Origin of the sequence: Microbacterium sp. UBA3486 (assembly GCF_002377845.1) — a bacterium.
In the GTDB taxonomy this organism is placed as follows: domain Bacteria; phylum Actinomycetota; class Actinomycetes; order Actinomycetales; family Microbacteriaceae; genus Microbacterium; species Microbacterium maritypicum_A.
In genome coordinates this window covers 1-9,025 of sequence record NZ_DFQP01000045.1, presented here as the reverse complement: position 1 = coordinate 9,025, position 9,025 = coordinate 1, and the positions used below count along the sequence as shown (strand labels likewise).

Annotated in this window: 10 protein-coding genes and 1 pseudogene; 3 read left to right on the top strand and 8 right to left on the bottom strand. The window is 69.9% G+C overall.

Annotated elements, in window-relative coordinates; translation table 11 throughout:
• From B2869_RS06720 to B2869_RS06700, 5 genes are all read right to left on the bottom strand, one after another.
• A partial coding sequence (locus tag B2869_RS06720) for a DUF6716 putative glycosyltransferase (protein WP_292764161.1) occupies positions 1-570 on the bottom strand: 570 nt, incomplete at its 3' end.
• Positions 567-1,439, bottom strand: a complete 873-nt coding sequence (locus tag B2869_RS06715; RefSeq protein WP_029260018.1) for an N-acetylneuraminate synthase family protein — start codon at positions 1,437-1,439, stop codon at positions 567-569. The genes B2869_RS06720 and B2869_RS06715, both read right to left, overlap by 4 nt.
• Positions 1,440-1,532: 93 nt before the next feature.
• Positions 1,533-2,693 carry an acylneuraminate cytidylyltransferase gene (locus B2869_RS06710; protein ID WP_292764156.1) on the bottom strand — a complete coding sequence of 387 codons (1,161 nt, stop codon included), beginning with the start codon at positions 2,691-2,693 and terminating at the stop codon, positions 1,533-1,535.
• A 26-nt stretch (positions 2,694-2,719) separates the two neighbouring features.
• A complete protein-coding gene (locus tag B2869_RS06705) occupies positions 2,720-4,063 on the bottom strand; it encodes a polysialyltransferase family glycosyltransferase (RefSeq protein WP_292764153.1) in 1,344 nt (447 codons plus the stop codon).
• Positions 4,060-5,040: a glycosyltransferase family 2 protein gene (locus B2869_RS06700; RefSeq protein WP_292764150.1), complete on the bottom strand. Its 981-nt coding sequence runs from the start codon at positions 5,038-5,040 to the stop codon at positions 4,060-4,062. Before B2869_RS06700 ends, B2869_RS06705 begins: the two co-directional genes overlap by 4 nt.
• A gap of 389 nt (positions 5,041-5,429) precedes the next feature.
• On the opposite strand from B2869_RS06700, the gene B2869_RS06695 reads away from it, so the two are divergent.
• Positions 5,430-6,383, top strand: coding sequence for a hypothetical protein (locus tag B2869_RS06695; protein ID WP_292764148.1), 954 nt, complete (start codon positions 5,430-5,432; stop codon positions 6,381-6,383).
• Between the two features lie 9 nt (positions 6,384-6,392).
• Entirely contained in the window at positions 6,393-6,698 is a 306-nt protein-coding gene (locus tag B2869_RS06690) for a DUF4229 domain-containing protein (RefSeq protein WP_292764145.1), read from the top strand.
• A 15-nt stretch (positions 6,699-6,713) separates the two neighbouring features.
• Here B2869_RS06690 and B2869_RS06685 read toward each other — a convergent pair whose 3' ends face one another.
• From B2869_RS06685 to B2869_RS06675, 3 genes are read right to left on the bottom strand one after another with little or no spacing between them, the layout of a single operon-like run.
• On the bottom strand, positions 6,714-7,688 hold the full coding sequence (locus B2869_RS06685; protein WP_292764142.1) for a 1,4-dihydroxy-2-naphthoate polyprenyltransferase: 975 nt from the start codon (positions 7,686-7,688) through the stop codon (positions 6,714-6,716).
• A gap of 51 nt (positions 7,689-7,739) precedes the next feature.
• Complete coding sequence (locus B2869_RS06680; RefSeq protein WP_292764139.1) at positions 7,740-8,030, bottom strand: DUF4287 domain-containing protein; 291 nt, start codon at positions 8,028-8,030, stop codon at positions 7,740-7,742.
• A gap of 14 nt (positions 8,031-8,044) precedes the next feature.
• Positions 8,045-8,407: a cupin domain-containing protein gene (locus B2869_RS06675; RefSeq protein ID WP_029267450.1), complete on the bottom strand. Its 363-nt coding sequence runs from the start codon at positions 8,405-8,407 to the stop codon at positions 8,045-8,047.
• Between the two features lie 45 nt (positions 8,408-8,452).
• Between B2869_RS06675 and B2869_RS06670 the strand changes: the two are divergent.
• Positions 8,453-9,025, top strand: a pseudogene (locus B2869_RS06670) (transcriptional regulator); the annotation flags it as partial.

Genomic DNA, 9,025 nt, shown 5'->3' with positions numbered 1-9,025 from the left:
AAGACCGGCTCGCCGACCCGCCACCCCAACGATGCCGACGCGCTCCGGACGCAGCATGCGCTGCCGCCGCCGGGCGAACGGGAGGGTGGCGAGCGCCACCGGCATCTGCACCCCGATGCGGCGGCCGAGTTCTTCGAAGGCCCGCACCTCCCTGTGGGAATGCACGACCAGCAGATCGGTGTGGCGGCGATAATCCAGCGCCCCGCGCTGGGCGGGGATCGCCATGCCGGGCAGTCCCGAGACCGTGACCGGTCGATGCTCCAACGCGTCGATCACGCGTCCCATCAGCCGCACGAACGGTCCGCGCCCCGCGAGCAGGACCACGTCGGGGCGCTGTCCGGCCAGCCAGGCCTCCGTCTGCGCGAACCCGATGCGGGTGACGTCATCCGGTCCGAGCGTCGTGCCGGCGAGAGCCGTGCACTGCTGCTCGGCGCTGGCCGTGAGCGGTGTGCGCACGAGCAGCAGGTGCGGGCGCACACCCGGCACGGAACCGAGAAGGGAGGCGGCCCACTTCACGAACGAGTCGGCATCCGCGATGGCGACGACGCGGATGCCGGTGGCCGCCGTCATGCCGGAACGCGGCGCAGCTTCGCCATCGGCGCACGCTCGCTGTCGAACACCCGCTTGACGCCGTCGCCGGTCGCACGCTCGATCACACGGATGTCGCGTACGAGGTGCTCGAGGCCCGTCGGCTCGAGCGAGGCCGCATGGTCGGATCCCCACATCGTGCGGTCCAGGGTGATGTGGCGCTCGACGGCGACGGCTCCGATGGCCACGGCGGCGAGAGAGATCTGTAGTCCGCGCTCATGACCCGAGTAGCCGACGGGCACGCCGGGATAGCGGTCGCGCAGTGTCGCGATCACCCGCAGGTTCGCCTCTTCCGGCTCCAGCGGGTAGGTCGACGTCGCATGCATGAGGACCACCCGATCGGTGCCGAGCGTGTCGAGCGCCCGGTCGATCTGCTCGATGGTCGACATGCCGGTGGAGAGGATCACGGGCTTGCCGGTCTCCCGCAGCGCGATCAGCAGTTCGGTGTCGGTGAGGCTGGCCGAGGCGACCTTGTGGGCCACCACGTTCAGGTCTTCGAGGAACGCGACGCTGGGAACGTCCCACGGCGAGGCGAACCAGTCCAGGCCGAGCATCGTGGCGTGGTCGCCGATCTCGACGTACTCGTCGCGCCCGAACTCGACACGACGGCGGTAGTCGAGGTAGCTCATCACACCCCAGGGCGTCTCGCGCGGAACGTCGCGCATGTGCTCCGGCGTCGAGATCTCCGGTGTCCGTTTCTGGAACTTCACGGCATCGGCACCGGCTCGGGCCGCGACGTCGATCAGCTTCTTCGCGATGTCCACGTCGCCGTTGTGGTTCAGGCCGATCTCGGCGATGACGTAGGCGGGACGCCCGCCGCCGATCACTCGTGAGCCGATGCTGACAGTCATGATTCCTCCGGTGTTCGAGCGTTGGTGCTACCCCTCCCTCCTGACTACGGGCCGAGGATGAACACTGTGAGACCACCGGGTTACCGGCGTCGGTCAGCTCGACAACACCCGCTCTATCAGCTCGCGCACGGCGCCTTCTCCACCTCGACGGCTCAGCACGACGCGGGCCTCTTCGAGCACCAGCGGATGCGCGTCGGCGACCGCGACCGGCCATCCCACGATCCGCATCGCCGGCAGGTCGTTGACGTCGTTGCCGAGGTAGGCGATGTCGGCGAGAGGCACGTCGTTGTCGCGCGCCCAGTCGCGCAGCGCCGTGTCCTTGTCGTCGATACCGTGCAGCACCGGCACCCTGAGCTTGTCGGCGCGAGCGCGGACCACCGGGTTCACCTCGGTCGACAGGATCAGCAGCGGCACGCCCGCGCGACGCAACAGGGCGACGCCCATCCCGTCCTCCCGGCTGACCCGCACCCGTTCACCGCCGTCCGCGTCGATGATCGCGGTGTCGTCGGTGTGCACGCCGTCGAAGTCGGTGACGACGGCGCGGACCGGAATGGGCGTGGGGGCCTCGTGCAGGCGGGCGAGCGCGCGGGCGACGCGGAGTTGATCCGCATCGTCGATCTCGATCGCCGTCCACTCCGGCACCGCCGAGATGCGGGTCCTGCCGAAGAAGCGATGCCTGTTCTCGCGGAAGCCCGCGGCCCGGAACACATAGAACGCCCCGGTCTCGAGGTGGTGCGGCTCCCGGTCCTGTCGGCGCGGGCGGTGCGCGGCTTCGTGGTTGATCGCCACCGCCTCGCTCCCCTCCCCTTCCCGCCACAGGAACCCGTAGGTCTCGTGAGCCGAGAAGACGCTGTCGGCGCGGTCGGCACGGATCTCCTCCACGGCGTCAGCGAGCGCATCGCTCGGGATGAACGGCGAGGTCGCCTGCAGGAACGCCACGATACCGACGGCGTCTCCGTTCGCCTCGAGGTCGTCCAATGCATGCAGGATCGCGCTCTCCGAGGTCGCGGTGTCACCGGAGAGCGCCGCGGGGCGACGGACCACCCGCGCGCCGGCCGACGTCGCCACCGCAGCGATCTCGTCATCGTCTGTCGAGACGACGACCAGATCGATGCCGGGTGCGGCGGCCGCGGCGCGGACCGCACGCTCGACCAGGGGCACACCGCCGACGCGCTGCAGGTTCTTGCGTGGCACCTGTTTCGATCCCCCGCGCGCCGGGATGATCGCCACCGTGAGGGGCTTCCGCTCGTCCATCGTCCACATCCTCGTCGTCGCCATCGTCATCGTCCGCGTAGCGCCCGCCACGCACGCCCTGCCCGCCTCCTGGCCCCGAGGGCATGAAGGCGCCACTCCTCGATCCTGCCCACTCCACCGGCGGGGCGCAGCGCACGACGCACGGCGTTCTCCGCCGGCGCACCGGGCAGCCGCAGCTCGGCGAGCCGACGTGGCGTGAAATACCGAGCACGCTCGTCGGCATCGAGACCACGTAACAGCTCCTCGGCCCGACCCCGCAGGTGGCCGGCGATCTTCGGCTGCATCGCATAGCCGACCGCGTCGATGAGCAGCTGCAGTCGGGCAGGATCGGCATACGGCGAGTCCTCGCGCGTGAGGGCGTCGACCAGGGTGACGGGAATCCGGTTGCTGTTCTCGAAAGGCGTCAGGGCGGCCAGCACGGTGTCGTTTCCCGCCGAACCGATCGCCCGGTCGAAGAGCGTGCGCACGGTCGGCAGCGCGGTGGAGAACCCGGCGACCACCGCCACCACGTCCAGTCGCTCGGCGAGCAGTTCCGCGGGGAGGGGGCCGCGATACTCCTCGAAGTCGATGCCCCGACGGGCTGCTTCCGCTTCGACGGCGGCCGTCACCAGCGGCGGAGCGGCCGGATGCGGTTTGAACACGATGCGCCGCGGTCGCCACTGCGCCGCGCGATCGACCAGGCGCATCTGCAGATCGATCTCGGCGGCCGCCGTCATCAGTCCGAGCGCCGACAGGTACTGTCCGAGCACGAGCACCGTCGAGCCGGACTCGTCCGGAGGCTCGGTCGAGCCGGTATCCGTCTCGCCCAGGGCGGCGGCGAACGCCCGCGGCGGCACCGGTGCGACCTGGGCACCGGGTGACCCGACGAGCGGGCGGACTCCCGGTACGACATCGGCGTAGACGACCTGTTCGATGCGTGCGGCGACGGAGTAGGGGATCCGCACCCGCATCGGCGCGTACGTCATCAGACCATCGCCGATGATCGTGATGCGCGCCTGCGGGAACAACGCCATCAGTGTGCGGGCCGGCGCGACCTGCGGACTCTGCACGAACAGTTCGAGATCGTGAGGATCCAGATCCCACGCGCGTGCGAACAGCCGCTCCAGCATCGGCAGGTCGACGCCCTTCGGCTCCCAGGACCGCGGATGGCGCGGCATGAGCAGTTCCTCCAGCGGCTCGATGCGATCGAAGCGCCCACGCAGTGATCGGAGGGTCGGATCGTCGGCGATCCCGGTGACGGTCTCGGGCACCGCGGATGACACGAAGGGCACGAGAACGCGCTCGCCCCCACCGCGGATCAGCCCGGCATCGATCGCGGCTGTGGCGGTTGCGAGACCGTAGGTGCTGTGCAGCGCGAACAGCTGCGTCATGCGGCCCGCTCCACCTGTCGCAGGATGCGCGCGAGCACCCGGCGCCGGGGACCGTCGAGACGCCTCGACGCCACGCCCAACTCGTGCGCGGGAAGTCGGGAGAGCGTGGTGCGGATCGCCTCCCGCATCTCCGCCCGCAGCCGGGGGCGCATCCGTCGGGCGCGCACCAGATGGTGGGAGCTGAGTGCGAGCGCGGTCCGGGCGACCTTCGGCAGGAACCGGTCCGCCTCCGCATCCCGCTCCACGATCGCGATGACCTCATCCATCGCCCTCGCGAAGTCGAGCTGCCGCCGGTCACGGGCCTGAGTGAGCGATGTGGCGACACCGCGCCGGTACAGCAGAGCGGGGGCATCGACCACTGCGAACGACTCGGCCTGCAGGTGCAGCCGCCAGATCCACGGCCGGTCTTCCGCCGTGAACAGCCCCTCGGGGAAGGCCGCCAGACCGTTGTCGATGACCCTGCGGTGGAAGAGCCCCGCCCAGGCGTACGGATAGTCGACCATGGTCGACTCGTTCTCCGGCAGGATCGCATCGCGGGGCGAGGTCACCCGATCACGCCAGGGGTGCGGTGCACGGACGAGTGCGCGCCGGCCGCCTCTGACCGTGATGTGGTCGGTGCGCACGAAGTCGCAGTCGAGCTCCCGCAGCCGTGACACCAGGACATCCAGGCGCCGCGGCTGCATCCAGTCGTCGCCGTCCAGGAAGCAGAACGCATCGCCCTCGACGTGTCGCAGGCCCTGGTTGCGCGCCGTCGCCAGCCCCCGTGCCGTCGGATTACGCAGCACTGCCGCGTGGGCGAAGCGCTGCGCGTACTTCTGCATGAGCGCGCCCGTGTCATCACGAGATCCGTCATCGATCGCGACGAGCTTGACGGATCCGGAATCGTCGAACTGGCGGGTGAGCGTCTCGAGAGTCGTCCCGATGTACTCACCGGCGTCCTTCGCGGGCAGGATGACGGTGACGAGGGGTGTGCGCACAGGACTCCCGAAGACGGACGGTGTCCGGGAATGGTGGCAGGCGGTCGTTGCCGGATGGCGACGCGGAGGTGAACGATGAGTGTCCACGGAGACGAGCACTGAGGTGTGGTCCCGCACCCGAACGGAACCACACCTCCCAGTGCATCGCACTGCCGAACGTGACACGTTCGGGACGCGGGGCCCGCGATGCGGAGCCCGCCTGCCACGCGGCCGCCTGACCCCCATCAGACGCCCCCGAGACGTTCTTCATCGGCCCGTTCGCTCTTCGGAGACGAACGCGACGGGCATGTAACATGATACATGCCAGCATGATGGAGCTGCGTGCCGCGATACCGTGCTCTTCGCGGTTCGGTTCGCACCCGCGCGACGCATCGACGACGATGGAGAGCATGCTCTGGCCCTTCGGATCGACCTGGCGTCCCGTGCGGCAGCGTCGTGGCGACACCGTCGATCTGCGATGGCTCAGCGCGAGGACGTGGACCAGGCGTTGGTACCCGCAGGGCCTCGACGTCGGCGAGTGGCGCGGGCGACGCACCCTGGCCGTGAGCTGGTTCCGTCAGGAGCTCTCCGGGGAGCACCTCGCCTCCCGCGTCACGCTCGTCGATCTGGAGCGCTCGCGCCACATCGACATCCTGCTCGCGGTCACCGACGACGAGGGTGAGCTGCAGCCGGCGCGGATCCACGCCGGTGGCCTCGCCTGGTTCGGGGATCGCCTGTTCGCCGCGGCCACAGGACGCGGTATCTGGGAATTCGACATGTCCGACATCCGTCAGGTGCGCGGCGCGCTCGCGCAGCGACTGGCCGGGGCACGCCGTCGCGGTGGACGCACGACGGCGCTCATCGCGGTACGCACCCGCGTGCATCCGATCGCGCTGCGCTGCTCGTACCTCGGCCGCGTGTTCGACGACGGCGGCGCGTCGTTGCCGCGAGTGCTCATCGGTGAGCACCGCACGGATATCGGCGGCCGGATCGGCGAGTTCATCGTCCCCGCGAGCGCCGATGACGACTTCGCCGAGGTCGATCGCTTCACCCCGGGCATCCCGCGGATGCAGGGGGCCGTCCGCTGGGGCGATCGGCACTTCGTGTCGCAATCCGACCGTATGCACCCCGGTACGCTCTGGAGCGGCCGGCGCGAGGCGCTCGCTCCGGCTCCGGTGCCGCTCCCGGTCGGATGCGAAGACCTCGCGCTCGACCTCGAGGCGGAACTGCTGTGGTCGCTCGGCGAGCACCCGTGGCGGCGCGTGGTGCGCGGCATCCCCTTCCCCCGACTCGGCATCCCCCGCAGCACCGACGACGGGACCTCCGACGGCACCCGCGACGGAGGCCGTCCGCAGCGAACGTAGACTGGAGGGGTGAAGAAGCCCGCGCCTTTCCTCGTCTACACCGTGCTGCGGCTGCTGGCGTTCCTCGTCCCGCTCGCCATCCTCTGGGTGTTCTTCCCGATCTTCCGAGAGTTCTGGTGGCTCGCCGCGATCTTCGCCGCGCTGATCGGCATGAGCATCTCGATGCTGTTCCTGCGCACGCCCCTGACCGACGCCTCCGCCCGGTTGCAGGAACGCCGCGAGACCCGCTCGTCCGCGGGACAGGCCGATGCGGACGCCGAGGACCAGGTCATCGACGAGTCGAACGACCCGATCGACGGCGACGCCAGGGCCTGAGCGCCCCAGCCGCGCTCAGCCGACGAACGCCCAGAAGAGGGCGCCCGCGTAGAGCAGCGACGTCAGCGACGTGAGCGCCAATGCGGTCACGAGTTCCTTGGGCTGACGGTAGGACCACACGATGGCGATCGCCGGGAGCCCTGCGAGCAGCGCCAGCAGCGAGATCCACGCGATCGGGAACGCCAACGCCAGGAAGGCCGCGATCCCGAACGGCGCGATCACGAAGAGGGTGAACAGCACCTGGGTGGCCCGGCGTCCGATCAGCACCGTCAGCGTGCGCTTTCCCACTTCGCGGTCCTGATCGATGTCCCGCAGGTTGTTCGCGAGCAGCACGGCGCAGGCGAAAAGGCCGGTCGCGATCGCACCGAGCCACGCCTGCTGCGGCAGCGCGAAGATCTGTACCCAGGTCGTGCCGAGGGTGGCGACGAGCCCGAAGAACACGAACACGAAGACCTCGCCGAGGCCGTAGTAGCCGTAGGGCCGCTTGCCGCCGGTGTAGAACCAGGCGGCCACGATGCAGGCGGCGCCCACCGCGATCATCCACCACTGTCCGGTGCGCACGACGATCGCCAGCCCGACGAGCGCGGCGAGCGCGAAGAACACCAGCCCGATGATGAGGACGGTGCGCGGCGCGACCCGCCCGGATGCGGTCAGGCGCGCGGGCCCGACCCGGTGGGCATCGGTGCCGCGCACGCCGTCGCTGTAGTCGTTCGTGAAGTTCACGCCGATCTGCAGCAGCACCGCGACGGCGAGACAGGCGAGCGCGATGACCCAGTGGAACTCGGGCCCGGTGCTGCGCGCGGCTCCCGTGCCGATCACGACCGGCGCGATCGCGAGAGGAAGGGTGCGAAGACGCGCGGCCCCGATCCAGTCGGAGGCCGTCACGGGGCCCGCTTCGACCGCCGGACGCTTCGCCGGGTTGCCGCTCGTGCGGACCGGGGTGCGCTTCGCGGTCGGGGTCTTCTTCTTGCGCTGGGAGGATGCTGCCACGCAGGGAATCCTACTGGCCGGGGCGATGCCCGACCTCAGCATGAGGGCCCATCAGGAGTTCGGGTTGCTGTCCTTGCCGTCGAGCCACAGAGTGTCGGACGCGTCTCCGTGGGCACCGCCCGTGCCCACGTGCTTGTCGCTGATCTGCGGGCCCTTGGTGATCACGTGCACGAGCGCCATGGCGTGCCCCTGACCGAGTTGGTAGTCCTCTTTGAGCCACGCGACGATCGGCGTCGCCTTGGTGGTGCGGTCGAACCCCTTCTCGGTCGCGAGCGCGATGAACTGCCGCGGGGTGAGGCCGGTCTTGGTCTCGATGTTGTCGAGGTATGCCTGGAAGGACATCGGTGCTCCTGTGGTCAGTCCTCATCGAGGAACGTCTGGATGATGGTGGCGGAGGCGTGGATGCCGATGATCCGGAGCACCCCGTCCCCCACGTTGGTGAAGCGGTGGGCGATGAAGGCGGGCCCGGTGGCCGTGTCTCCCGCCCCGGCCACGAAAGTCTCCTCGCCCACCGTGATCGAGGCAATGCCCTCGATCACGACCCAGGTCTCAGGATAGGGATGCCAGTGCAGCCCCGGCCCTTCCCCCGGCTGGTTCTCGACGAAGAAGTACGACACCTCGGCGCCGTGCTCGGCTCCCACGAACCTGCGGCTGCCGCCCGTACCGATGCGGATGTCCGCCCCGGAGACGACCCCGTTCGATGGTGATGTGCTGTTCATGGCACCAGTCTCGACAGACTCGCGAAGAGTCCCTAGAGTTTCGACGTGGATCGAAACTCCGGCCCGATCGAGGGCGTCGAGCACCCCGATCACCGCGTCGAGTTCCACCTGAGCCCGGGTGACGTCGAGGCGGTGCGGTTCGGCATCTCGCCCGGACACGAGCTCGCGCACGCGGTACGGGTACTACGGCGACCGACCGCCCACCCCCTGCAATGGGGGTGGCTGCGTTCCGTGCGCGACCGCCTCCCCCGCGACGACGTCGCGTTGCTCGCCACCGTGATCGGCGACGACGGCTACCTGCCCGACTTCCTGACGACCACACCCCGCTGGGACCTCACGCCCGAGATCGAGCTCGACGAATTGCGTGCCGCATCCCTCGGCCCGATGCGCGTCGACTTCGGGAAGATGGTGGCGCGGTCGAGCGGAACCCGGCGAGAGGCTCTCCGCGAGATGCGGGATCACCCCGCCCGCGCCCGCAGCCTGATCGCCGACGCGTGGGGCGCCGTGTGGGACGCCGCACTCGCCCCGGTGTGGCCGCAGCTCGACCGGCTGCTGCGCGCCGACATCGCCGTCCGCACACGCACGATGGCGAGCGCGGGCATCGCCCGGCAGGGCCGG